Raw genomic sequence first — 24,468 nt, 5'->3', positions numbered from 1 at the left:
GAATGAAAACAACGATAAGTACCGGTATCCGTCGCGCGCTGCTGCTGGGCGGCGCGCTGACCTTCACGATGCCGCTGCTGGCGGCAGAAAGCGACAACCCGGCGCTGCAGGCGCTGTTCGATCAGGCGGCCTACTGGCACCAGAAGGCGCATGACGATTTAGCGAAGTCCGCGCTGCAAAAAGTGTTGATGGTGGAACCGAACAACACGCAGGCGCTCTATCTGCTGGCGCTCTACTCGCAGCAGGGCGGCGACGTTGCAGGCGCAGCGCGCTACCGCCAGCAGTTGAGCAGCGTCTCGCCGCAGGACGCGCGCCTGAGCGAGCTGGACAACGCGCGCCAGCTGCAAACCATTCCACAGGCGCAGCTGTCGCTGGCGCGTCAGCAGGCGCGCAGCGGCAATATCGCCGCGTCGCTGCAGACGTGGCGCAACACCTTTAACGGCAGTGAGCCGCCCGCCAGCGTGGCGGCGGAGTACTACCTGACAATGGCCGGGGACCGCACCCTGCTGCCGCAGGCGGTCGACGCGCTGCGGCAGTTCGCGGCGGCGCATCCGCAGGATGTCAGCGCCAGGCTGGCGCTGGGCAAAGCCCTGACCTATCAGGACGCGACGCGCCGCGAGGGCATGGATCTGCTCGGCACGCTGGCGGACGGCAGCGCGGAGGCCGATCGTTCGCTGCGCCAGGCGCTGCTGTGGCTCGGCCCGCAGCCGTCGGACGCCGCGCGCTATCAGACCTGGCAGCAGCGCCATCCGCAGGATGTAGCGGTAATGGACTACTACCGTAAAAATGTCGGCGGCGCCGAGAAGGGGGCAGGCTTCAACGCGCTTAACAGCGGCGACGTCAGCGGCGCGCAAAACAGCTTTGAGAAAGTGCTGAACGCCAGTCCGCAGGACGCCGACGCCCTGGCGGGCATGGGCTACGTCGCGCAGCGCGGCGGCCGCTACGGCGAAGCGGCGGACTACCTGCAGCGCTCGGCCCAGCTTGGCGGCGAGCGCGGTGCCGAACGGCAGCAGCAGGCCAACGACGCGCGCTTCTATGCGCAGCTGGCGGCGGCGCAGCAGGCGCTGAAAAACGGCGACAGCGCGCAGGCGCTCTCGCTCAGCGAGCCGCTAACGCAGGCGGAAGGGGAAAAAGGGATCGCCGCGCAGCTGTTCCGCGCCGACGTGCTGCGCCGCGGCAGTCAGTTCAGCGAGGCGGAGCGCGCCTATCGCGCCATCCTGCAAAACGACGCGGATAACCGCAGCGCGAAAGAGGGTCTGTTCTATGTGCTGCGTCAGCAAAACCGCAGCGCCGAGGCGAGTACGCTGCTGGCGTCGCTGCCCGACAGCGTGCGCCAGAGCGTGGCGCCGCGCGCCGGCAATGGCGGCAGCGATCCGATTCGCCAGCAGGCAAAACGCCAGCTGAAAGCAGGGGACGCCAGCGCGGCGATCGCCACGCTGCAGCAGGGGATTCAGCGCTATCCCAGCGACGGCTGGCTGCGCCTGGACCTGGCCCGCCTCTATCGCGCGCAGGGCGACACGCCGCAGGCCGCCAGCGTGATGCAGTTTGCGATGCGCGACGGCGCGGGCGTCAGCGAGCGCTACGCCGCCGCCATCAACGCCAGCGAAAGCGGCGGCTGGCAGCAGGCCAGCGCGCTGCTGGCACGTATTCCCGCCAGCGCCCAGACGGCAGACATGCGCGAGCTGGCGCAGCGCGTCAACTTCAATCTGCAGATGGCGACCGCCGACAGCTATCTGGCGCAGGGCGCGAACGCCGCCGCGGTGAACACGCTAAAAGCGCTGGCGCAGACGCCGCCTGCTAACCCGGCTGATGCGGGCAATCTGGCGCAAAAGCTCGCCAGAGCGGGCGACCTCGCGACTGCCGTCGCTATCGTGCGCGGCAACATGCAGCGCGGCGTGCAGGGCAATGCGGGCGACTACGCGGCGCAGGTCGCCGTGCTGAACCAGGCGGGGCTGGCCAGCGAGGCGCAGCGCTTCCTTGATGCGCCAGAGCTGCAGGCGCGCAGCACGCCGACGCAGCTGGCAGGCATTCGCAACGGCTACGTGATTAACGAAGTCGATCGCCTGCGCGAGCAGAAGCAGTACGCCGCCGCCTATGACAGGCTGATTGGCGCCCTGCAGCACGACCCGCAGAATCGCGACCTGATGTTCGCCATGGCGCGTCTCTATCAGGACGGCAAGATGAACAAAGAGGCGGGCGTGGTCTATGACTACCTGTTGACCCAGGATACCCCGACCCAGGACGCGCGCGTCGGCGCAATTAACGTGGCGCTGGCGCAGAACAACCTGCAACGCGCGAACGATCTGTTGCGCGGGCTACAGGCGCAGCCAACCCTGGAGCGCCTGCTGCTGCTGGCGCGCGTCGCCGATGCAAATGGCGATCGCGCCCAGGCGATGGGCTACCTGCGCAGCGCGCGCGGCCAGCTGATCGGTTTGCAGGGCACGCAAGACGGCGAGACGCCAACCGTCGGCGGGCTGGCGCTGGCAGACAATCCGTTTATCAACCGCAGCACCTCGCCGGTGGGGCGCTCGCCCTCCAGCTACGGCAGCGTGCTGCCGTGGCAGAGTGCGCCAGCTGGCGTCACCAGCCGCGCTGAAGGCGTTATCCTGGCGAGCGGCGGGGATCTGCCGCTTCAGCAGGCGCGCACCCTGCACCAGATCGACAGCATGATGGAAGGATTGCAGGAGAAAACCGGCAGCTGGGCGCAGGGTCAGGTGCAGATGCGCGCGCGCGACGGCGAGTCGGGCCTCAGCAAGCTGACCGAGGCGAAAGCGCCGCTGACCTTCTCAACCGTGCCTTTCGGCGATGCGCGCTTCGATTTTATGATGACGCCGCTTTCGCTGACGGCGGGCAGCGCGGCGGGCGATGCATGGCGTCGCTTCGGCAGCAACGCGCTTGAGCAGGCGAAGGTGGTTGCCGCCGGCGGCGCGAAGGTCACCGACGTGCCGAGCGGCTCAACCGATTCGCAGCGCGCATCCGGCGTGGAGCTGAATCTGGCGCTGAAAGGCGACAGCTATAAAATCGACCTTGGCAGCACGCCGCTCGGCCAGGATCTCAGCACGCTGGTGGGCGGGGTGCAGTGGTCGCCGAAACTCACCGACTTCCTGACGCTGATCCTGACCGGAGAGCGACGCGCGATGACCGACAGCCTGCTCTCTTACGTCGGCGTACAGGATAAAGCGAGCGGCAAACGCTGGGGCGGCGTCACTAAAAACGGCGGCAACGCGCTGCTGAGCTATGACAACGGCGATGCGGGCTTCTACGTCGGCGGCGGCGCCTACAGCTATATCGGCGAGAACGTGGCGAGCAACGACAGCCTCAACGCCACGGCGGGCGCTTACGTACGGCCTTTCCACAGCGACGACCGCGAACTAAAGGTCGGCATGAGCCTGTCGTGGATGGATTTCTCGAAAAACCTCAGCTATTTCAGCTACGGTCAGGGCGGCTACTTCAGCCCGCAGAACTATGCGGCGGTGTCGTTCCCTGTTGATTTTACGCGCAAGTTTGATGACCTGAGCGTGAAGATTGGCGGCTCGGTCGGCTACCAGTCTTACAGCCAGGATCGCAGCGCATACTTCCCGAACGATTCGGCGATGCAGGCGCAGCTGGAATCCTATGCGGCGAGCGGCGCGGTAAAAAGCGCTTACTATAACGGCGACAGCAAAAACGGCATTGGCTACAACCTGCACGCCGGCGCGGATTACAAAGTGAATAAAGCGGTGACGGTCGGCGGCCAGCTGGGCTACGACACCTTTGGCGACTACAGCGAAAGCACGGCGCAGCTCTACTTCCGCTATCTGTTTGGAGACAACTAATGAGTGAGCATACGGGCGCGACAGGCCACACCCATCAGCCGGGCTGGTTCGATCTGGTCAGCGTAATGATAGAAGGCATGCTCGCCAACGCGGGCAAAGAAGAGGCGGAAGCGTTTCTCTACGACATGGGCGATTCGCTGGCGGCGCGCTATCCTTTGCCTGACGCGCGCACCGTGCAGGATCTGGAGCGCGAAATGAATTTGCAGCTGGCCCGCTTCAACTGGGGCTTTGTTCAGCTGCAGCCGCAGGACGCGGCGATTTTACTGAAGCACCATGCGCTGCCAGCGGGCGACGGCGCGCTGGATGCGAAAAGCTGGCAGTCGGCGCTGGCCGCCGTGCTGGCGGGACTTTACGGCGGCTGGCTGCGCGCGCAGGGTGGCGGCGCGGCGGTTGCAGTGGCGCTGGAGCTTAATGACGGTAATACGCTGCACTATCGGTACTAACGGAGCGACGAGATGACAAAGCCAGCCTGGCTCAGATGGGTGATTTTTTTCATGGTGATGATGGTAAGCGCGCAGGCGTCGGCCGACGGCTGGAGCACTTTCAAAAGCCGCTTCTCAACGCCGGAGGGGCGTATTGTCGATAACGCTAACAATAACGTTAGCCATACCGAAGGGCAGGGCTACGGCATGCTGCTGGCGGTGGCGAACAACGATCGCGCCACCTTCGATACGCTCTGGGGCTGGACGCGGCAGCACCTGCTGAATAGCCAAAACGACCTCTTCTACTGGCGCTACACGCCGGACGCCGCCGAACCGGTGGCAGACAAGAACAACGCCTCCGACGGCGATGTGCTGATCGCCTGGGCGCTGCAGCGCGCGGCTGATAAGTGGTCGTCGCAGGCCTATCAGCAGGCGTCAGATCGCATTCAGCGCGCCATTGTGAAGCACAATGTGGTGACCTATGCGGGACGTACGGTGATGCTGCCGGGCGTACAGGGCTTTAACAAGACCAGCTACGTCGTGCTGAACCCCTCCTATTTTCTTTTCGAGGCCTGGCACGAATTTGCCGAACACAGCCATCTCAAGGTGTGGAACGCCCTGATTGACGACGGCATGGATCTGCTGGGCGAGATGCATTTCGGCAAAACGGGCCTGCCGCTCGACTGGGTGGCGCTGAACGCGGATGGCTCGGTGGCGCCTGCGGTGGGCTACTCAAACCGTTTTAGCTACGACGCGGTGCGCGTGCCGCTCAATATCTGGTGGTACGATCCGCAGAGCCTGCGTCTGGTGCCGTTTCAGAACGTCTGGCAGCGCTACGGTCGCCTGACGACGCCCGCCTGGTTCGACGTGCTGGGCAACAGCAACGCCCCCTATCATCTCGACGGCGGCCTGCTGGCGATCCGCGATCTGACGCTGAACGAGACCGGCTATATCAGCGATCGGCTTGCGCCAGAGCAGAATTATTTTTCCGCCAGTTTGCAGCTGCTGGTGTGGCTGGCGCTTCAGGAGAAGCGTTGACGGGTGAGGTTCGCCGCGGCGAACGGGCGCTTTTTGTCCGCCTGACGGCGGCGGGGGTTTTGTTCGCCTGGCTGCAGCGCAGGTTTCGTTCGCCTGACAGGCGGACAGTTTCATTTCGCCCGCTGCGGGCGACCGAGCAGGGCCGGTGGGCGCCGGCCCTGCACCCGCGCCTCGGGCCAGCTCAGCCGCCCGCTGCGCGGGTCCCTTCGCTCCGGCAGGATTTCTGACGGACCGGCTGGATTCGCCATCCATGGCTCATGCCAGCCTCTTCGCGGCATCCCTGCCGCTCGTCCTGAAATCCTTCCTCCGCTCAGCGGCTACGATGGCCCCCACGCCTCCTGCTGCACGTTCTGATTCTTGAAGGCGCAACTTTTTCGCTGAAAGCATGAATCATGTGCTCAGACAGCGCAGTCGTTAATAAAAAATAAGGAAACCACAGGCGGGGCAGTGTCAGAGGCATCCGACACGCTGAGGCGCGCACGGTGGCCAGGACGAGCCGACAGGACGTCGGCGAGAGCGCGGAATGAGACAGGATGTCGAATCCGCGCGGTCCGTGCGGCCGACGTAAGCAACGAAGGCACCGCGCGAAGCGCGGCGTGGAGGCTGCCGGAAGCGGGGATTGTTAAGGGGCTGGCGAGCCCCTTAACACGCACGCCAGCAGCGGAGCGGCTGAAACTCCCTGCCGTCTGGCGGGCGGAACCCGCTCAGAGCAAGTTCGCACAGCAAACCTGAGCCGTCGGGCGGAACCCGCTCAGTGCCGCCTGCGCAGCAGGCTAACCCGCCTGACGGGCGGAACCCGCTCAGTGCCGCCTGCGCAGCAGGCCAACCCGTCTGGCGGGCGGAACCCCGCTCAGCGCCTGCCTGCGCAGCAGGCAAAACCTACTGCGGATAAGCAACCCAGTCGCCGCCGTTCAGCCGGATCCACGGCTTGCCCTGATACATCATCACCACCGCATTATCATTCTCCGACACCACCGGCGTCTGCGGCAGCTTGTCCGCCAGCACCGACATATTGACGTTCGGCGCGTTAAACACCTGCCCATCCACCACGCGAGAAACCAGCTCGGAAATCGCCAGCAGGCTGGTCGGCGTGTCAATGGTCAGCGGCTGGCCCTGATGCGGCGCTTTCATGCCGACAAACTTAATGCCGACTGGCACATGCGTAATGCTCGGGCTGGGAATATCGCGCAGGCCGGACATCTGCATCTTGTCGCCCTGCAGCGCCGCGCCATGTTCCGGCACCACCAGCACCATCACGTGTCGACCCGACTTCTCCAGATTGGTCAGGAAGGTATCGAGCTGGTCGAACAGCAGCTGCGCGCGCGGCTTCCACGGCGCGGTTTTGGTGCTGCCGAGATCGCGCGTGCCGTCGTGCAGCGGGATCAGGTTATAGAACGTGGCGCTGCGTGCGTCGCTGCTCTTGCTGCGGTCATCCAGCCAGCGCTGCATCAGCTGCGCATCGTTAAATACCGGCGAGCCGTCAAACGAGGTCAGCTCCGGCGCAATGCCCGCCTGCGACATCAGCGGCGCCTGGATATTGCCGTCGTCGCGCAGCTCCTTGAGATAGTTACCAAACACGCCGGTATGGTCCATCATCAGCTGCTCTTTAAAGCCCAGCTTCGCCAGATTCTGAAACAGATAGCAGCTTGCGTCGGTTGGCTTATAGAGATCGCTGTGCGACGTCTGGCCGCAGCTGGCGCGGAGCAGACGGATCCCCGCCGGGCCGCTGTAGCCGGTAGCGGAGTTGTAGTTATTCAGCACAATATCAAAGTGGCGCCACAGCGGATGGCTGCGCAGCTGGGAGACGTCGATGTCCGACCAGGCGAGCGAGCAGATATTTACCACCAGAATATCGAAAGGCTGCGAATCCGCAGGCAGGCTGTCGGGGAAATGGGTCACGCGCTTGCGTTCGCTGTCGTAAAAACGGTTGAGCCAGGCGGTCAGGTTAGCGCTGGTGGGCGGCGCCGACTGATCGAGGCCGTCCGGCGCATCGGCGGCCGGGCGCTGTCCGGCGGCTGGCGTCTGGTTAAGCACCACTTGCGGCGTAGCGGCTTTGGTCGGCAGCAGCGACAGCGCGGGACCGGCGATGGTCAGCACGTTAAGCCAGATCAGCATCAGCGACACCAGCACCGTTACGCGGATCCACTGCGAAATAAACAGATAGAGCACCAACAGCACAAAGGCGGCGCCGACCATCTGCCAGTTGATAAAGCGGTTAACCAGGTCGAGCAGATAGGCGCTGGAGAAACCCGCCACCTGGTCGCCCTGGCTAAGAATGCTTTCCAGGCCCGGCAGCCAGGTATCGTGCCAGAAAAGGCCGATACCGATGGGGATCGATATCCAGCTGCGCAGGCGGTGCAGACGCGGCGAGGGCAGCGGGAACAGCAGCCAGGCCAGAAACACCAGATTGCTCAGGGCGTGGAAATTGAGATAGCCGTACCACAACAGGCCGAACTTGAGCAGAAAGTAGAAATTCCAGCCGCCCAGCCCGCGCCAGTAAGACCACCAGCGGGAAGAAGAAGCGGAAGTCGGTTGATCGTTATTCATTAATGATTTGCATCCTTTTTCGAGGATTTACGCTGCCAGTAGCCTTCAGACTTTAGCGCACGCGCAGGCAGCAAGCGAGTCAACATGCCGTTCCAGCGGCGCGGTAGCCATTGCCGGTATAACGGCTTTAAAAACAGTAAGATGACCAGCACCAGCAGCGCAATCTGCACCCAGTCCATCAGGTTCATCAGCTTTTCATCTCCGGCAGTAAAGTAATCGGCTGGGGCGTGCTGCGTTCGCGCGTTTCCGCCGGTTCGTCAGCGCGCTGCGTCAGCGGGGTCGGTAGCGTCATATCCTGCAGCGCATTCGGCATCAGGTTTTTTATGTTGTTGATTTCGGCAAGAATTTGATTGTCCTCAAACCAGACCTTTCGGTTGGCGAAAAGCTCGTCGTGCGGCAGCGAAAAGATAAATTTCAGCGCCTTATCAAGATCGTTATAGCGGCAGGAAGAGAGAAACAGGATGACGCGATCGTCCAGCACCGTCACCAGATCGCCGAAGCGGCGCGGCTTGCACAGCGTCAGGATCTGCTGCGGTGTGAGCTGCGGCACCGGGCGCAGCGCGACCAGCAGGCCTTTGTCATTATCCGGCAGCAGGGTGTTGCCGATCAGCTGCCCCACCGCCTGACAGAAGGCGTCGAGGGGCAGGTAGCCTTTCTCCTGCAGCGGCTGTAGCGCGGCGGTCAGTGCGTCCAGATTAGCCGGCACGTGGCGGTTGAAAACCTGACCCTGCAGGCCCTCCAGCGTGGTCAAAAAGCGTGACAGGGCGGCGCTGGCGGAGACGATGGCGCTGACGCCGCACGCCAGCAGCAGGCGTTCGTCGCTGTAGCGCAGGCTGGTGCCCATCTCGCGCACCACAATTTTCAAGCCGTTGCCGCGCGCGCGGCGCAGGCTGTGCACCATTTTCGCCAGCTCGCCGATCAGGTCGCTGCGGCTCAGGCTGAAAATCACCGTCGCGGCGCTCGCCTGCTGGGCGCGCAAAAATACCTGTTCATTATCATCAAACAGCTGCCACTGACGCGAAAGAGGCGGCGCGCCCTCCAGCACTATTTTATCGGCAAGATAGTGCTGCTCGTCGTTTAAGCTAAGCGGCTCCTGCTTTTCATTTTCATTTACGGCGTAAAAGCGATCGTCTTTGCAGTCAAGATGAATAGCGCGGTCTGCGAGCAACCGATCGCCGGCATACCACCAGTTAATTCGATATTGCCAGCTATCCTGTTGAAAGGCTAAATGCGCCAGGCCATCAAGCTGGCGAAAATAACGCTGAAGATTATTACGCAGGTTAATTATTGTTGCGCCAGAGGTGACCATTAAAAGCGTCATCTCCTTTTTAATCAGCACCCGGCGCATGCGCTTTATCCACGAGGTTAACTCAACGTCGTCGAGTTTATCCCACTGCGCCGCGCTGCTGTTAAAAATGACCAGCCCATTTTTACTGCCAAGCTTGCGGGAAAAGTCGCTCTCCAGACGCAGCAGGCTGCTTTTGTTTTTAGGAAGAGAAAACAAGGGGATACGGTCAGGTCCGCCCAGTGGCTCAGGCGTCAGCAGATCGCGCGGCTTTTCGTCTGCGCTGATAAGAGTGACGGATTGCTGCGCCAGGACCGCCTGACGAATAAAAGCGCGCGCATCTTCCTGACGCGCGCAGGTTACCCAATAACAGCCGGGCGTTTGCAATACCGTTAATTCAGGCTGAACCTGCAACAGCCCCAGCGCAAAGGAATTTTTCATATTGAATTCGCGATTTGTTCAGTCCAGGCTAGCTTATTATAGACAGGGCAGGATGCAACCTGAGAAATTTAAAAATACGTTATGACAGACGGGTTCGCATTGATCTATCGTCGCGCCGATTCAGGCTGCGTCGATTTAACGCCTGCGTGAATATAACCACCTTTTACCCGACGTTTTTTTATCCGTGGCGAAAAGTAATGAAAAATGAAAATGCTTATACTCTGGTCGCGTCCGACGGCCAACGTCAGGATGATATTAGCGCCTTGCGCGACGCTTTTTCCCTGCAGGCTTTTCGCTATATCGATATTGCCCAGGAAGAGCGGCTGGCGAACATTGTCACCCGCTGGCCGCTGCTAGCCGAAACCTCGGCGAAACAGCCGGGACGGTCGCGCTAATGCCGCTGATCGCGCTGCAGGGCGTACGCGGCGGGACGGGCGCGACTTCGATCGTCGCTGCGCTCGGCTGGGCGCTGACGGCGCTGGGCGAGGGCGTGCTGCTGATTGACGGCTCTCCGTCGAGCCAGCTCGGCGCGCACTTTAACCTGCCCGCGCTGCCGGAAAAAGGCTGGATGCAGGCGCTGCTCGGCGGCGGCGCCTGGCAGGGCGCTGCGCTGCGCTACCCCGATGGCCCTGATCTGCTGCCTCATGGCGCGTTGACTCATCAGAAAGATTTTACTTTGCTGCGTCAGGAGGCCGCGATCGCTGCGCCGCTGCTCGACGCGCTGGCGGATCTGCAGCGTCGCTATCGCTGGATAATTTTTGATCTGCCCGCGGATTCATTGCCCTGGCATGAGGCTCTCTATCCGCGGCTCGACGGCGTGGTGCGCGTGCTGACGCCTGACGCCAACTGTCATCTCCGCCTGTATCAGCACCCTTTTACGCCGCATACGCGCTTTCTGATCAACCAGTTCAACGCCAACAGCCGCCTGCAGCAGGATCTGCATCAGCTGTGGGTCGCGTCGCTGAATAACCTGATCCCGCTGCTTATCCATCGCGACGAAGCGCTGGCGGAAGCGCTGATGATGAAGCAGCCGGTAGGGGAGTACCGCCCCCATGCGCTGGTCAGCGAAGAGATCACGACGCTGGCGAACTGGCTGCTGCTCAATCTGGACGGAGAGCAGCCATGAATCCGCTGCGCTGGCTGCTGACCGCGCCGGTCTGGCAGGCGCTGCGTTCGCGCCACGTTGCGGCGCGCGAGCGCGGCGCGTCCCGCTTCGCCAGCGGCCTGAATCTGTTCTGGTGCGCGCTGGGCTGGGCGCTGCTGCGTTTTGAGACGCCAGGCTGGCAGCGCATTATTCAGGATCGCCGCCGCCTCTATCCCCATATCTCGCCGGAGCGCCCGCGCCCGTTAGATATTCTGCGCTATCTGGTGCAGACGCTCTGGCTGGTGGTTATCCTGCCGCAGGACAGCAGCGGCCGCAGCGAGCGGCAGCGCTTCAAAGGCTTCCAGCCGCTGTTTCGCTGGCGGCAGCGCGGCTATCAGTGGCTCGATACCCTCTCCGCGCGCGTGCAGAACGGCAACGTTGACGCACGTCTGGAGCAGCGGCTACAGCGCCTCTCACCCCTGGCGCGCCGCCTCTGTTTTATCGGCGCGGCGCTGTTCGCTTCGCTGCTGGCGCTGCTCTGTATCAGTCAGCCGTTCGGGCTGATGACGCAGTTTATCTTTGTGGTGCTGCTCTGGAGCCTGGCGATGCTGGTGCGGCGCGTGCCGGGCCGCTTCCCGACCATGATGCTGATCGTGCTGTCGCTGACCGTCTCCTGTCGCTATCTGTGGTGGCGCTATACCTCGACGCTCAACTGGGACGATCCGCTTAGCCTGATATTCGGGCTGCTGCTGATCGCCGCGGAAACCTACGCCTGGGTGGTGCTGGTGCTGGGCTATTTTCAGACGCTGTGGCCGCTTAACCGTCAGCCGGTCTCGATGCCAGCCACGCTCGATCGGTGGCCGAGCGTCGATCTGCTGGTGCCGACCTACAACGAGCCGCTCAGCGTGGTGAAGCCGACGATTTACGCGGCAATGGGCATAGACTGGCCGAAAGATCGGCTCAATATCTATCTGCTCGACGACGGCGACCGCGAAGAGTTTCGCGCGTTCGCCGCCAGCGTCGGCGTGAACTACGTGGTGCGTCCGACGCACGAGCACGCCAAGGCGGGCAATATCAACCATGCGCTAAAAACGCGCTGCCGCAGCGAGTTTGTCTCGATTTTCGACTGCGACCACGTGCCGACGCGCGCCTTCCTGCAGATGACCATCGGCTGGTTTATCAAAGATCCGAAGCTGGCAATGCTGCAGACGCCGCATCACTTCTTCTCGCCCGATCCCTTTGAGCGCAATCTGGGCCGCTTCCGTCGCACGCCGAACGAAGGCTCGCTATTTTACGGCCTTGTGCAGGACGGCAACGATACCTGGGACGCCACCTTCTTTTGCGGCTCCTGCGCCGTGCTGCGCCGCAGCGCGCTGGATGAGATCGGCGGCATTGCGGTGGAAACCGTGACCGAAGATGCGCACACCTCGCTGCGCCTGCACCGGCGCGGCTACGCCTCCGCCTATATCCGCATTCCTCAGGCGGCGGGGCTGGCGACCGAGAGCCTGTCGGCGCATATCGGCCAGCGCATCCGCTGGGCGCGCGGCATGGTGCAGATTTTCCGTCTTGATAATCCCTTGTTCGGCAAGGGGCTGAAGTGGGTGCAGCGCCTTTGCTACGCCAACGCCATGCTGCACTTTCTCTCCGGCATTCCGCGCCTGATCTTCCTGCTGGCGCCGCTGGCGTTTTTGCTCTGCCACGCCTACATCATCTACGCGCCCGCGCTGGCTATCGCTATCTACGTGTTGCCGCATATGCTGCACACCAGCCTGACCAACTCACGCATTCAGGGGCGCTGGCGTCACTCTTTCTGGAGCGAGGTGTATGAAACCGTGCTGGCCTGGTATATCGCCCGGCCGACCACCGTGGCCCTGTTCAACCCGCACAAAGGCAAATTCAACGTGACGGCGAAAGGCGGCCTGGTAGAAGAGCACCATCTCGACTGGGTGATCACCAAACCCTATATGTTCCTGGTGCTGCTCAACCTGGCGGGCGTGGCGATGGCCTTCTGGCGCATGAACTATGGCCCGGCCAACGAGGTGCTGACGGTCTGGGTGAGCCTGGTGTGGGTCATCTACAACATGGTGATCCTCGGCGGCGCGGTGGCGGTTTCCGTCGAGGCGCGGCAAATCCGCGAGGCGCACCGCGTGGAGATCGCCATGCCTGCCGCTATCGCGCGCGAAGATGGCCATATGCTGCCCTGTACGCTGCGCGACTACTCCGACGGCGGCGTCGGCGTCGAAATGCGTGAATCGAATGCGCTGAAGGAAGATGAAAAAGTCTGGCTGCTGCTGCGCCGCGGCCAGCAGGAGTTCAGCTTTCCGTGCCGCGTGCAGCGCGTCTTCGGCCTGCGCGCCGGTATTCGTCTGCATCAGCTGACGACCCAGCAACATATCGAATTTATCCAGTGCACCTTCGCCCGCGCCGATACCCGGGCGCTGTGGCAGGACGGTTTCCCGGAAGATAAACCGGTGCAGAGCCTCGCCGATATCATGATCCTCGGTTTTAAAGGCTATCTGCGCCTGGCGGAATATGGTCCGCCGCAGTTACGTCGGCTGTTTAACCTGCTTACCGCTGGGGTGAGCTGGCTGGCCTCGCTGTTGCCGCAGGGCATCGGGCGGACGCCCGCTTCAAAAAACGTATTGAGTTGATGATATGACGATGACGAGAGTGAACGGTTGGTTTACCGCCCTGCTGCTGGGCACCGCAACGCTAAGCTGCGCTGCCGCGCAGGACGCCGCGTCGGCGAATCCTGTCGATGCGGCGCCGGTTCAGACCGCACCGCAGGATCCCGGCGCGCCGGTGCGCGACAGCCGGCTCGACTATACCAGTCTGGCGCCGCCGCCGGGTAGCATGACGCTGCGCGGCTCGCAGCCGAGCGGCCAGATTGAGTTCGGCGTGCGCAGCGACGAGGTGGTGACCCGCGCGCTGCTGAATCTCAGCTATCGTCCTTCGCCCGCGCTGCTGCCGACGCTATCGCAGCTTAAGGTCTATCTCAACGACGAGCTGATCGGCCTGATTACCGTTACGCCGGAGCAGCTCGGCAAAGAGACCCAGACCCAGCTGGCGATCGATCCCCGCTTTGTCAGCGACTTCAACCGCGTACGCTTTGAGCTGGTGGGCCACTACACTAACGTGTGCGAGAACCCCGCCAACAGCACTATCTGGCTCGATATCGGCAAAGAGAGCGGCCTCGATTTAACGCTGCAAAAGCTGCCGCTGAAAAACGATCTGTCGCACTTTCCTGAGCCCTTCTTCGACGCGCGCGACACCCGTCCGCTGACGCTGCCGGTGGTCTTCACCGCGCAGCCGGACGTGGCACAGCAGCGCGCAGCCGCGATGCTCGCCTCCTGGTTCGGCAGCAAAGCGGCGTGGCGCGGCCAGAACTTCCCGGTGCTCTACAACCAGCTGCCGCCGCAGCAGCATGCGGTGGTGTTCGCCACCAACGACGCTCGTCCGGACTTTCTGAAAGATCTGCCGCCGGTGAACAAACCCACGGTGGAAATCGTCAGCCAGCCCGACAATCCCTATGAAAAAATGCTGCTGATTCTGGGACGCAACGATGAGGATCTGCTGACGGCGGTGCAGGGCATCGCCCAGGGCGAGCTGCTGCTGCGCGGCGATACCTCGACCATCGACAGCGTCAAGCTGCAGGCGCCGCGTAAGGCCTACGACGCGCCAAACTGGGTGCGAACCGACCGGCGCACCACTTTCGCCGAGCTGACGCAGTATGAGAATCAGCTGCAGTCCGACGGCATGCAGCTCAACCCCATCAGCCTGACGCTCAACCTGCCGCCCGATCTCTTCATGGTGCGCGCGCGCGGCATCGATATGGATCTGAGCTATCGCTACACCGCCCCGTTTCAGGAGGACGGCTCGCGGCTGGCGGTCCATCTGAACAACCAGTTTATTCAGGATTATCCGCTGCCGCCGAAAAACACCGCCGGTCAGCAGCTGCTGCATATTCCGCTCATTCAGGGGCTGCAGGACAATAACCGCCAGCTGACCATTCCAGCGCTGCGCCTCGGCGTGGTCAACCAGCTGCGTTTCGACTTCGACTACGCCAGCACCACGATCGGCGGCACGGCCGACGGGCGCTGCGAAACCGTGACGCCGGTCAGCCATCACGCAGTGGTGGACGGCAGCTCCAGCGTCGATTTCTCCGGCTACCGTCACTATATCGAAATGCCTTCGCTGCGCGCGTTCGCGGGCGCGGGGTTCCCCTTCACGCGCTACGCCGATCTGGCGCAAACGCTGGTGCTGGTGCAGCCGAAGCCTGACGCGCAGCAGGTCGGCACGCTGCTCAACGCGCTGGGCAATATTGGCGCGCAGACCGGCTATCCGGCGCTGCGGGTGCATTTCAGCGACGACTGGAGCAAGGCGAAGTCGCAGGACGCCGATCTGCTGATGATCGGCGACATCCCGAAAGATCTGCAGGATGACCGCCGGATCGCGGCGCTGGTCGACGCCGCGGGCAGCTGGATAAAAACCCCTGCGCGTCAGGCGGCCATGGATGCCGGCAGCGCCAGCGACGCCGATCGCACGGCAGAAAGCACCACCGCCATCGGCTCACGCGGCCCGCTGGCGACGGTGATCGGCTTCCAGTCGCCGTTCAACGATCAGCGCAGCGTGGTGGCGCTTCTGGCCGACGGCAACCCACGCAGCTGGCAGCTGCTGAACGATGCGCTGACCGACAGCGGCAAGCGCGCCGCGATCTTCGGCTCCGCCGCTATTATTCGCGAGTCGGGCGTCAACAGCCTGCGCGTCGGCGGCAACTATTTCGTCGGCCATCTTCCCTGGTGGGAACGCCTGTGGTCGATGCTGGCGACCCATCCGTTCTGGCTGGCGCTCTGCGCGGTGATTGTCGTGGTGCTGTTTGCGCTGATGACCTGGCGCCTGATGCGCATCATTACGCGTCGCCGTCTGCTTGACGATGAAGATGAATAAAGCGAGCGCGCTGCGGGCGAGCCTGTTGCTGAGCGGCGTGCTGGGCGCGCTGCCGTGTCTGGCCGCGCCCGGCGCCGGACCGGAAGTCTCGCCGGTGGCGTGGCTGCTGTCGCAGGTGCGCACTGGCGAATCGACCAACAAATACGATCTGGTGCAGCAGGCGCTCTACCGGCTGGAGAAGATCGATCCCGATAATCCGCAGGTGCTGGCGGCGCGTCTGCGTCTGGCGCTGCATCAGGGCGATGTTGCCGCCGCGCAGACGCTGCTGGCGCAGTTGAAAAAGGTCGCGCCTGACTCGGCGGCGACGCGCGAGTCCGCCGTCGGCCTGGCGCTTATCTCCGCTGAGGGATGGCAGAAGCTGCAGGAGGCGCGCCTGCTCGCCACGTCCGGTCGCCTCGCGGAAGCGAAAAGCGCCTACGACGCGCTGTTCAACGGCGTCTTTCCCGACGCGAATATTGCGCTGGAGTACTGGCGACTGCTGGCGCGTATCCCGGGCCAGGAGGGTGTGGCGTATCAGCAACTCCAGGCGCTGGAACAGCGCTATCCCGGTAATGTCGGCGTTGAGCTGCAGCTTGCCCGCATGGCGTTCGATCGCCAGCAGTCGGCCCAGGCGGTCGAGCAGCTGAAGCAGCTGGCGAAAAGCAGCGCCGGACGCGACGCCGCAGCAGATCTCTGGCTACAGCAGATCAACAATCAGCCGGTGAGCGACAGCAGCGTGGCGCAGCTGAAAGCCTATCTGGAGGTGTTCACCGACGGCGACGCGCAGAAGCAGGGCCAGGAGGCGCTGGCGAAGCAGCAGGCGCTGCTCGCCGATCCCGCCTACCGCGAGCGTATGCGCGGCCTGGCGCTGGTGGACGCGGGCGGCGGCGCTGAGGCTATCGCCGCCCTGAACGCCGCGCTCAAGGCGAACCCCAACGATGCCGACCTGATGGGCGCGATGGGCCAGGCGCAGGCGCGCGCGAATAACCGTGCCGCCGCCGTTCTCTGGCTGGAGCGTGCGATTCAGGCGGGTCAGCAGAGCACGCAGGTGGGCAAGTGGCAGTCGCTGCTGCAGACCAACCGCTACTGGCAGGCGATCGACGAGGGCGACAAGGCGCTGGCGCAGCACGACCTCGACGGCGCGGAGCAATACTATCGCGAGGCGCAGGCGCTCGACAGCCGCGACAGCTACGCCCTGATTGGCCTTGGCGATGTGGCGCTGGCGCGCAGCAATGCGCAGAGCGCCGAGCAGCTCTGGCAGCGCGCGCTGCGGCTCGACGCCAGCAACACCACCGCGGTTCGGCGCCTGGCAGGGCTTTATCAGACCCAGTCACCGGCGCGCGCTATGGCCTTTATTAACGGTCTGCCCGCCGCGCAGCAGCGCGCGCTGGCCGACACGCTGCGATCTTTACGCAGCGACAGCCTGCGCGCCGAAGCTGACGCGCTGGCGCAGCAGAGCCGCTGGCAAGAGGCAGCGGAGAAATATCGCCAGGCACAGGCGCTGTCGCCGGACGACGTCTGGCTCAGCTACCGTCTGGCCGGTGCGCTGCGCAACGGCGGCGCAGCGCAGCAGGCGGACGCGGTTATGGCGGCGCTGCAGCAGCAGCATCCGCAGGACGCGACCGCGCTCTACGCGTCGGCGCTCTATCTCTCCGGCAATGATAACGACGAGGCGGCGCTGGCCACCCTGCGCCGCCTGCCGCAGGCGCAGTGGAGCAGCAATATGCGCGAGCTGGCGGATCGCCTGACGCAGAACAGGCTGTTCGCGCGCGCCGAGGCGCTACGCGCGGCAGGGCAGGAGAGCGACGCCATCACGCTGCTGCGTCAGCAACCCGCCTCCAGCCGCCGCGATTTGACGCTGGCCGACTGGGCGCTGGCGCGCGGCGACGCGCAGCAGGCGCTTGAGGCCTATCAGCAGGTGCTTGAGCGGGATGCCAACAACGGCGACGCGTCGCTCGGGCGTATCGAAGCGCTGGTAGCGCTGAAGCGCAACCGCGAGGCGCGCACGGCGCTGAAGGCGCTGCCGCCCGCGCAGGCGAGCCTGAACGGCGATCGCCGCGTGGCGCTGGCGTGGCAGACGGTCGGCGACGTCACCCAGGCCGCCGCGCAGTTCACGGGCCTGAAGCCGCGCGCTGCGGCGCAGCCGCCTTCGCAGGACAAAGCGCTGGTGTTTCGCGATGCGGCGCGGCTGGAACGCATGCAGCGGCAGCCTGACGCCGCGCTGGCCGATTATCAGCAGGCGATGGTCGCCAGCGGCATCGGCGACAGCAAAAATGTCAGCCGCTTAACGCGCAATAACCCGCAGGATGACTGGCTGAAGCGCAGCATCCGCAGCGACACTGCCGATCTCTATCGCCAGCAGGAAACCACGCTGATGCTGGAGCAGGATTATTCGCGCAACAAGGGCACCGCCGGCGTCTCCGATTTTACCGCCCATACCACTATGCTGCAGGCGGAAACACCGCTTGCCGACGGGCGTGGCTTCTTCCGGCTCGATCGCGTTCAGCTCTCGGCGGGCACCTTCTCTACCACTAACGGCGCCTTTGACCAAACCTTCGGCAGCTGCGACGACGCTAACTCAGGCGGCTGTAGCCGCTACGCCAGTCAGCGCGACGAAGGCACCGCGCTGGGCGTCGGCTGGGGCAATGACGTCTGGTCGGCGGACCTCGGCACCACGCCGCTCGGCTTTGAGGTCACCAACTGGGTCGGCGGCGTCAGCTGGAAAACCGACGTCAACGCGCTCGGGGTGACGCTCACCGCCTCGCGGCGGCCCATTTCCAGCTCGCTGCTCGCCTGGGCGGGCGCGCGCGATCCGGCGGCCAACGGCGGCAAAACCTGGGGCGGCGTGGTGGCGACCGGCGGCAGCGTCGGGCTGAGCTACGATCGCGGCGGCGCGCACGGCGTCTGGGCCGATATCAGCGCGCATCAGATCACCGGCGAGAACGTGGCGGACAACAGCCGCGAGCGGCTGATGGCGGGCTATTACTACAAGGTAATCAATAGCGATAATCGCCGCGCCACGGTGGGTCTCAACACCATGCTCTGGCATTATCAGAAGGATCTCAGCGACTACACTTTCGGCCAGGGCGGCTACTACAGCCCGCAGTCGTATCTCTCGCTTTCCGTGCCTGTGACCTGGCGGCAGCGCACCGAGAACTGGTCGTTCAATCTGGGCGGCTCGGTCTCCTGGTCGCACTCGAAAACCGACGCGCAGCAGCGCTATCCGGTTAATCCCGGCTTCACGCTGGCGAGCAATCCAACCTCGGCGAGCAGCAGCGGAGGCGGCGTCGGCTATACGTTACAGGCTGTGGTCGAGCGCCGCGTAACGCCGCACTGGTTTATCGGCGCAGGCGTCGATATTCAGCAGGCGAAGGACTATACGCCAAGCCATGGGCTGCTCTATGTGCGTTACTCCGCCGCCGGCTGGGATGGCGATCTCGATATGCCGCCGGAGCCGTTAATTCCTTACGCCGATTTCAAATAATCGTCGTCCCGCGCAAAACTCGGACTCTGACCGACAGTAAAAAAAGCGAGTTTCAGGATATACTTGCTGCGCATTTTCCTGTCTGATAGCTGTGCTTTTTAGCCTGGAGAAGATTTTGCGCGTCAGCCGTTCACTTACGATAAAGCAAATGGCGACGGTATCCGCGGTGGCGCTGATTACCGTTTCTATCTTTATCGTCATTCAACTGTTTCATTTTGTGCAGCAGCGCAGGATTGACTATGCCCAGCAGATGGAGAATATCGCCCATACGGTGCGCCAGCCGCTCTCCGAAGCGGTCTTAAAAGCGGACATCGCGCAGGCCGAGCGGATTCTGCAAACCCTGAAGCCTGCGGGCGTCCTGTCGCGTGCTGACGTGGTGCTGCCCAACGCCTTTCAGGCGCTGCACGCCAGTTTCGAAAACGAAAAGCCCATCCCGCTGTTTATCGCCCGCCTGTTCGAACTGCCGGTGCAGATTACCCTGCCGCTCTATTCGGTGGAGAGCAGCGGCTCGCCCAAGCCGCTCGCCTATCTGGTGCTGCAGGCGAATTCAACGCGCGTTTACCAGTTTATCCTCAGCACCGTTTCCACCATGGTCACCACCTATCTGCTGCTGGCGCTGATCCTGTCGGTGGCGATCAGCTGGTGTATCAACCGGCTGGTGGTGCATCCGCTGCGCCGCATCTCGCGCGAGCTGCAGGAGCTGCCGCCGCAGGCGATCCTGACCCACAAGCTGGCGCTGCCCGCCAGCCATCGCGACGATGAGATTGGCATGCTGATCCGCAGCTATAACCGCAACCAGCAGGTGCTGGAGTCGGTACATGATGAGATGAGCCGGCTGACCACCCATTATGCCGTTACCGATCTGCCCAATCGCGCGCTCTTTCTGGCGCTGCTCGACCAGCATATCCGCAGCCACAGCAAAGGGTTCGGGCTGATGGTGATCCGCATCGAAACGCTGCAGGAAGCTAACGGTGTGCTGAGCGACGAGCAGCGCGATACCCTGATGCTGACGCTGGTCGAGAAGATCCGCAGCACCGTCGATGACCATACGCTGCTGGCGCAGACCGGGCCGAGCGACTTTGCGCTGCTGATGAAGCGCGCCGGTACGCCGTTTCGCGCCATGCGCCTGGCGCGCAATCTGATGATCCGTCTGAACCAGCCGGTGACGCTGCACCAGCTGCAGCTTCGTCCCAACGCCAGCATCGGCCTGGCGCTTTCTGACGAAGAGCCGCTCACCGCCAACGAGCAGCTCGACCGCGCCACTTCGGCAATGATGTCGGCGCGCCATCTGGGCAAGAACCAGGTCCTCTTTTTTGACGCGGCGCTGACCGAGCGCGCGCAGAAGCGCCTGACGCAGGAGCATGACATTCTGCAGGGGCTGCAGGACGAGCAGTTCAGGCTATTTTTACAGCCGCAAATCAACATGCAGACCGGGGAGCTGGCCGGCGCCGAGGCGCTGCTGCGCATGCGTATGCCGGACGGCAGCTACGGCCTGACGGAAGAGTTTATCGCCAGCGCCGAGGAGATCGGCGTTATCAGCGCCATCGGACGCTGGGTGTTCGAAGAGGCGTGCCGCATTCTCGCCGGCTGGCAGAAGCGCGGTGTAGTTATCCCGCTCAGCGTTAACATCTCTGTCGTGCAGCTGCGCGACGTCAGCATGGTGCATCATCTGCAAAGCCTGCTGCAGCGCCATCAGATCGCGCCAGGCAGCTTTGTGCTGGAGATTACCGAAACCGCGCAGATGGGCGATGCTGAAATGGCGATGGCGCTGCTGCGTTCGCTACAAACGGTGGGCGTCGCGGTGGCGCTGGACGATTTCGGTATGGGCTACTCCAACCTCAACTATCTGCATCAGTTCAAATCGCTGCCGGTCAGCAAGTTAAAGATGGATCGCAGCTTTGTCGCCGCGCTGCCAGATGATGACACCATGGTGCGCATCGTCGCGGCCATCGCCGAAATTATCGATCTCGACGTGATTGCCGAAGGGGTGGAGACCACCGAGCAGCGCGACTGGCTGCTGGCGCGCGGCATTCATATCGGTCAGGGCTATCTTTACGCCGAGGCGCTGCCGCTGGAACGCTTTACCGAGACCTGGCTACCGGCGTCTGTCGACAGGGAAGATACCTCTGCCGCTGAGGAGTAGGCGATCGGTCGATCTCTTCCTGACTCTTTTCTCGCGGACGCCAGTCGTCGCCTGATTCGTTGATTTTTCGCATTTTTTAGTTACAAAAGGTCCAGCTGAAGCGTTTCAGTTCATAGTTGCGTTTCCAGAAATCCCCCCGCCTTTGTAAGCCTGTATTAATCCCGTTAACAGGGTGTTATTTTTTGCCAACCGCCAGCGCCGGGGCGCGCGCTGCCTGCGGGGGACAATAAAACGACAACCTCACAACCCTGTTGTAGTGGACACCTGCTATGAAAACCTCACTGTTTAAAAGCCTCTATTTTCAGGTGCTGTTAGCCATCGGCATCGGCGTTCTGTTAGGCCATTTCTATCCGGAGTTAGGCGCGCAAATGAAGCCGCTTGGCGATGGCTTCGTCAAGCTGATCAAGATGATCATCGCGCCCGTGATTTTCTGTACGGTCGTAACCGGGATTGCCGGCATGGAGAGCATGAAAGCGGTGGGGCGTACCGGTGCGGTCGCGCTGCTCTATTTTGAAATCGTCAGCACCATCGCCCTGATTATCGGTCTGGTGGTGGTCAACGTCCTGCAGCCAGGCGTCGGCATGAACGTCGATCCGGCGACGCTGGATGCGAAAGCGGTCGCGGTCTATGCCCAGCAGGCGGAACAGCAGGGCGTCATCGCCTTCCTGCTGGACGTCATTCCAGGCAGCGTTATTGGCGCCTTCGCCAGCGGCAATATCCTGCAGGTACTGCTGTTTGCGATTTTGTTCGGCTTCGCGCTGCATCGCCTTGGTAGCGCCGGCACGGTGATCTTTAACGTGATTGAGAGCTTTTCGAAGGTCATCTTCGGCATCATCAATATGATTATGCGCCTCGCCCCTATCGGCGCATTCGGCGCCATGGCTTTCACCATTGGTAAATATGGCGTCGGTTCACTGGTGCAGCTCGGTCAGCTTATCATCTGCTTCTATATCACCTGCGTGCTGTTCGTGGTGGTGGTACTGGGGCTTATCGCACGCGTCGCCGGTTTCAATATTTTCCGCTTCGTTGCCTATATCAAAGAAGAGCTGCTGATCGTGCTCGGCACCTCCTCCTCTGAGTCGGCGCTGCCGCGCATGCTGGATAAGATGGAGAAGCTGGGCTGTAAGAAATCGGTGGTGGGATTGGTGATCCCGACCGGCTACTCATTTAATCTCGACGGCACCTCAATTTATCTGACCATGGCGGCGGTGTTTATTGCCCAGGCGACCAACGCACACATGGACATCTTCCATCAGATTACCCTGCTGGTGGTGCTGCTGCTCTCGTCGAAGGGCGCGGCGGGCGTGACCGGCAGCGGCTTTATCGTGCTGGCGGCGACGCTGTCGGCGGTGGGCCATCTGCCGGTAGCGGGCCTGGCGCTAATCCTCGGCATCGACCGCTTTATGTCCGAAGCGCGCGCGCTGACTAACCTGGTCGGCAACGGCGTGGCGACGGTGGTCGTGGCGAAGTGGGTGGGCCAGCTGGATGAAAGCCAGCTGAAAGCAACGCTTGCCCGCAAGGCGAACGCGAAAAACGTACCGGAAACCTCTGCTTAAGTACGGCTTTACAGTAAAATCCCTCTAAATGCCCGCTGTCGCTTGCCCTGACAGCGGGCATTTGCATAATAATGCCCACCTGTTTTTTTCATGATTTTTCACTTCGTTGCGCGACTTCCTGGCCTTCACGTGGTCAAAGACTCTGTTGTCGAAAAACGACGCGGCTAAAACGAGAAAAACTCACCGCGTATTACAACGGCGAAACGTGCCAGTGATAACGACTTTTAGATTAGAGGTTCACATGCAGGGCGCCAGAATTCGGCTTTTGGTTGGGGGGATAGCGTGGGTGGCCGCCAGTTTTGGCGCCTGTGCCGAAACGCTGCAGCCCGATCCAGCCTGGCAAGAAGGGAAACTGGATAACGGATTAAGCTGGCAGCTGCTGACAACGCCGCAGCGTCCCAGCGATCGCATTGAGCTGCGTATGGTAGTCAATACCGGCTCGCTGGTAGAGACCACCCAGCAGACCGGCTTTAGCCACCTGCTGCCGCGCCTGGCGATGGTGCACAACGCCGCGCTCGACACTAACCAGCAGCGCGCACTGTGGCAGCAGGCGATGGACCCGCAGCATCCGCTGCCCCCGGCCATCGTCTCCTACGACTTCACTCAGTACAACCTTAGCCTGCCCAACAACCGCCCGGAGCTGCTGAAAGAGGCGCTCAACTGGCTGGCGGCGACGGCGGGCAAAATGTCGATTAACGAGCAGGTGGTCAGCACCGCGCTGAGCGCTTCCGATCCTGCTGCAACCTGGCCTGCTAATACCCAGGATGTGCTGTGGCGCTATCGCCTGAAGGGGTCGACGCTGCTGGCGCACGATCCGGCCGAACAGCCGCGCGCCCCGATCGACCTTAACGCGCTGAACGCCTTTTATCAGCAGTGGTATACGCCGGACGCCATGACGCTTTATGTGGTGGGCAACGTGGAGAGCCGTAGTCTGGCGGAGCAGATCAATAAAGCCTTCTCTTCGCTGACCGGCAAGCGCAGCAACCCCGCGCCGCTGCCGACGCTGTCGCCGCTGCCGCATCAGCCGATTAATCTGGTCAACGGCGCGATGAGTCAGGATCGCCTGGCGCTGATTTGGGATACGCCCTGGCAGCCAATTCGCGATTCGCAGAACCTGCAGCGTTACTGGCAGAGCGATCTGGCGCGCGAGGCGCTGTTCTGGCATCTGCAGCGCACGCTGGGCGACAGCAAAGCGCAAAACCTGCAGATTGGTTTCGACTGCCGCGTGCTTTACCAGCGCGCCCAGTGCTCGGTGAATCTTGACGCGCGCAACGACGCGCTGGAATCGGGCCTGAACCTGGTGTCGCGCGAGCTGGCAGTGGTGCGCGACAAAGGACTGCCGCAGGAGGAGTTCGACGCGCTGATGGCGCAGAAGCTGCTGGAGCTGAACAAACTGTTTGCCACCTATGCGCGCACCGATACCGACGTGCTGATGAGCCAGCGCCTGCGTTCGCAGCAGAATGCGGTGGTGGATATCGCGCCTGAGCAATATCAGAAGCTGCGTCAGGCGTTTCTGAGTGAACTGACGCGCGATCGGCTGAATCAGGAGCTGCGTCAGCAACTGTCGCAGGAGGTTACGCTGGTGTTGATGCAGCCGGAAGGCGAAGCGGAGACCAACGCGAAAAGCCTGCAGGCGATCTGGGACAAAGTGATGGCGCCGCCAGCGGCCGCCGACGCCGCTCCGCAGGAGAGCAGCGCCAGCGACAGCGCGCCGCCATCTTCCTGAC

At 62.8% G+C, this 24,468-nt stretch carries 14 protein-coding genes; 11 read left to right on the top strand and 3 right to left on the bottom strand.

The genetic code is table 11. The features are described from left to right. Positions 1 to 2 precede the first annotated feature (2 nt). The 3 genes from Q9R34_RS10165 to Q9R34_RS10155 are packed head-to-tail and all read left to right on the top strand — an operon-like array spanning position 3 to position 5,275. The gene (locus Q9R34_RS10165) at positions 3 to 3,815 is read left to right on the top strand and encodes a cellulose biosynthesis protein BcsC (RefSeq protein ID WP_485893412.1); all 3,813 of its coding nucleotides are present in this window, start codon (positions 3 to 5) and stop codon (positions 3,813 to 3,815) included. Continuing rightward, positions 3,815 to 4,258: a cellulose biosynthesis protein BcsD gene (gene bcsD, locus Q9R34_RS10160; protein WP_485893410.1), complete on the top strand. Its 444-nt coding sequence runs from the start codon at positions 3,815 to 3,817 to the stop codon at positions 4,256 to 4,258. Before Q9R34_RS10165 ends, bcsD begins: the two co-directional genes overlap by 1 nt. 12 nt (positions 4,259 to 4,270) lie before the next feature. Beyond that, a complete protein-coding gene (locus tag Q9R34_RS10155) occupies positions 4,271 to 5,275 on the top strand; it encodes a family 8 glycosyl hydrolase (RefSeq protein WP_485893408.1) in 1,005 nt (334 codons plus the stop codon). 879 nt (positions 5,276 to 6,154) lie between these two features. Here the strand turns inward: Q9R34_RS10155 and bcsG are convergent. Genes bcsG through bcsE form a run of 3 tightly spaced genes read right to left on the bottom strand, consistent with a single transcriptional unit; the run spans position 6,155 to position 9,548 of the window. Continuing rightward, complete coding sequence (gene bcsG, locus Q9R34_RS10150) at positions 6,155 to 7,822, bottom strand: cellulose biosynthesis protein BcsG (RefSeq protein WP_485893406.1); 1,668 nt, start codon at positions 7,820 to 7,822, stop codon at positions 6,155 to 6,157. Next, entirely contained in the window at positions 7,822 to 8,010 is a 189-nt protein-coding gene (gene bcsF, locus Q9R34_RS10145; protein WP_434126639.1) for a cellulose biosynthesis protein BcsF, read from the bottom strand. The genes bcsG and bcsF overlap by 1 nt, the downstream gene beginning before the upstream one ends. Beyond that, a complete protein-coding gene (gene bcsE, locus Q9R34_RS10140; protein ID WP_485893404.1) occupies positions 8,010 to 9,548 on the bottom strand; it encodes a cellulose biosynthesis protein BcsE in 1,539 nt (512 codons plus the stop codon). Before bcsE ends, bcsF begins: the two co-directional genes overlap by 1 nt. 197 nt (positions 9,549 to 9,745) lie before the next feature. Here bcsE and bcsR point away from each other — a divergent pair, with 197 nt between their 5' ends. From bcsR to Q9R34_RS10100, 8 genes are all read left to right on the top strand, one after another. Then, entirely contained in the window at positions 9,746 to 9,943 is a 198-nt protein-coding gene (gene bcsR, locus Q9R34_RS10135; RefSeq protein WP_485893402.1) for a cellulose biosynthesis protein BcsR, read from the top strand. Beyond that, positions 9,943 to 10,674 carry a cellulose biosynthesis protein BcsQ gene (gene bcsQ, locus Q9R34_RS10130; RefSeq protein ID WP_485893400.1) on the top strand — a complete coding sequence of 244 codons (732 nt, stop codon included), beginning with the start codon at positions 9,943 to 9,945 and terminating at the stop codon, positions 10,672 to 10,674. Before bcsR ends, bcsQ begins: the two co-directional genes overlap by 1 nt. Continuing rightward, the gene (bcsA, locus tag Q9R34_RS10125) at positions 10,671 to 13,283 is read left to right on the top strand and encodes a UDP-forming cellulose synthase catalytic subunit (RefSeq protein ID WP_485893398.1); all 2,613 of its coding nucleotides are present in this window, start codon (positions 10,671 to 10,673) and stop codon (positions 13,281 to 13,283) included. Before bcsQ ends, bcsA begins: the two co-directional genes overlap by 4 nt. A 4-nt stretch (positions 13,284 to 13,287) precedes the next feature. Continuing rightward, complete coding sequence (gene bcsB / locus Q9R34_RS10120) at positions 13,288 to 15,579, top strand: cellulose biosynthesis cyclic di-GMP-binding regulatory protein BcsB (protein ID WP_485893396.1); 2,292 nt, start codon at positions 13,288 to 13,290, stop codon at positions 15,577 to 15,579. Continuing rightward, a complete protein-coding gene (bcsC, locus tag Q9R34_RS10115; RefSeq protein WP_485893395.1) occupies positions 15,572 to 19,042 on the top strand; it encodes a cellulose synthase complex outer membrane protein BcsC in 3,471 nt (1,156 codons plus the stop codon). The genes bcsB and bcsC overlap by 8 nt, the downstream gene beginning before the upstream one ends. A gap of 115 nt (positions 19,043 to 19,157) precedes the next feature. After that, positions 19,158 to 21,185 (top strand): biofilm formation regulator HmsP, encoded by a 2,028-nt coding sequence (hmsP, locus tag Q9R34_RS10110; protein WP_485893393.1) that lies wholly within the window; start codon positions 19,158 to 19,160, stop codon positions 21,183 to 21,185. Positions 21,186 to 21,454: 269 nt separating this feature from the next. After that, positions 21,455 to 22,741: a dicarboxylate/amino acid:cation symporter gene (locus tag Q9R34_RS10105; RefSeq protein ID WP_434126625.1), complete on the top strand. Its 1,287-nt coding sequence runs from the start codon at positions 21,455 to 21,457 to the stop codon at positions 22,739 to 22,741. Positions 22,742 to 22,982: 241 nt separating this feature from the next. Beyond that, the gene (locus Q9R34_RS10100) at positions 22,983 to 24,467 is read left to right on the top strand and encodes a M16 family metallopeptidase (RefSeq protein WP_485893391.1); all 1,485 of its coding nucleotides are present in this window, start codon (positions 22,983 to 22,985) and stop codon (positions 24,465 to 24,467) included. Position 24,468 lies beyond the last annotated feature (1 nt).

Source organism: Enterobacter sp. BRE11, assembly GCF_031844285.1.
Taxonomy (GTDB): domain Bacteria; phylum Pseudomonadota; class Gammaproteobacteria; order Enterobacterales; family Enterobacteriaceae; genus Pantoea.
The sequence above is the reverse complement of the archived record's forward strand: the minus strand, read 5'-3'. Positions and strand labels throughout refer to the sequence as shown.

Bases quoted from the DNA above. Each gene is read 5' to 3' on its own strand.
- Q9R34_RS10155 (WP_485893408.1), top strand. From the start codon at position 4,271: ATGACAAAGCCAGCCTGGCTCAGATGGGTGATTTTTTTCATGGTGATG.
- bcsE (WP_485893404.1), bottom strand. From the start codon at position 9,548: ATGAAAAATTCCTTTGCGCTGGGGCTGTTGCAGGTTCAGCCTGAATTA.
- Q9R34_RS10100 (WP_485893391.1), top strand. From the start codon at position 22,983: ATGCAGGGCGCCAGAATTCGGCTTTTGGTTGGGGGGATAGCGTGGGTG.
- bcsR (WP_485893402.1), top strand. From the start codon at position 9,746: ATGAAAAATGAAAATGCTTATACTCTGGTCGCGTCCGACGGCCAACGT.
- Q9R34_RS10105 (WP_434126625.1), top strand. From the start codon at position 21,455: ATGAAAACCTCACTGTTTAAAAGCCTCTATTTTCAGGTGCTGTTAGCC.
- bcsF (WP_434126639.1), bottom strand. From the start codon at position 8,010: ATGAACCTGATGGACTGGGTGCAGATTGCGCTGCTGGTGCTGGTCATC.
- Q9R34_RS10165 (WP_485893412.1), top strand. From the start codon at position 3: ATGAAAACAACGATAAGTACCGGTATCCGTCGCGCGCTGCTGCTGGGC.
- bcsC (WP_485893395.1), top strand. From the start codon at position 15,572: ATGAATAAAGCGAGCGCGCTGCGGGCGAGCCTGTTGCTGAGCGGCGTG.
- bcsD (WP_485893410.1), top strand. From the start codon at position 3,815: ATGAGTGAGCATACGGGCGCGACAGGCCACACCCATCAGCCGGGCTGG.
- bcsG (WP_485893406.1), bottom strand. From the start codon at position 7,822: ATGAATAACGATCAACCGACTTCCGCTTCTTCTTCCCGCTGGTGGTCT.
- bcsQ (WP_485893400.1), top strand. From the start codon at position 9,943: ATGCCGCTGATCGCGCTGCAGGGCGTACGCGGCGGGACGGGCGCGACT.
- bcsA (WP_485893398.1), top strand. From the start codon at position 10,671: ATGAATCCGCTGCGCTGGCTGCTGACCGCGCCGGTCTGGCAGGCGCTG.
- bcsB (WP_485893396.1), top strand. From the start codon at position 13,288: ATGACGATGACGAGAGTGAACGGTTGGTTTACCGCCCTGCTGCTGGGC.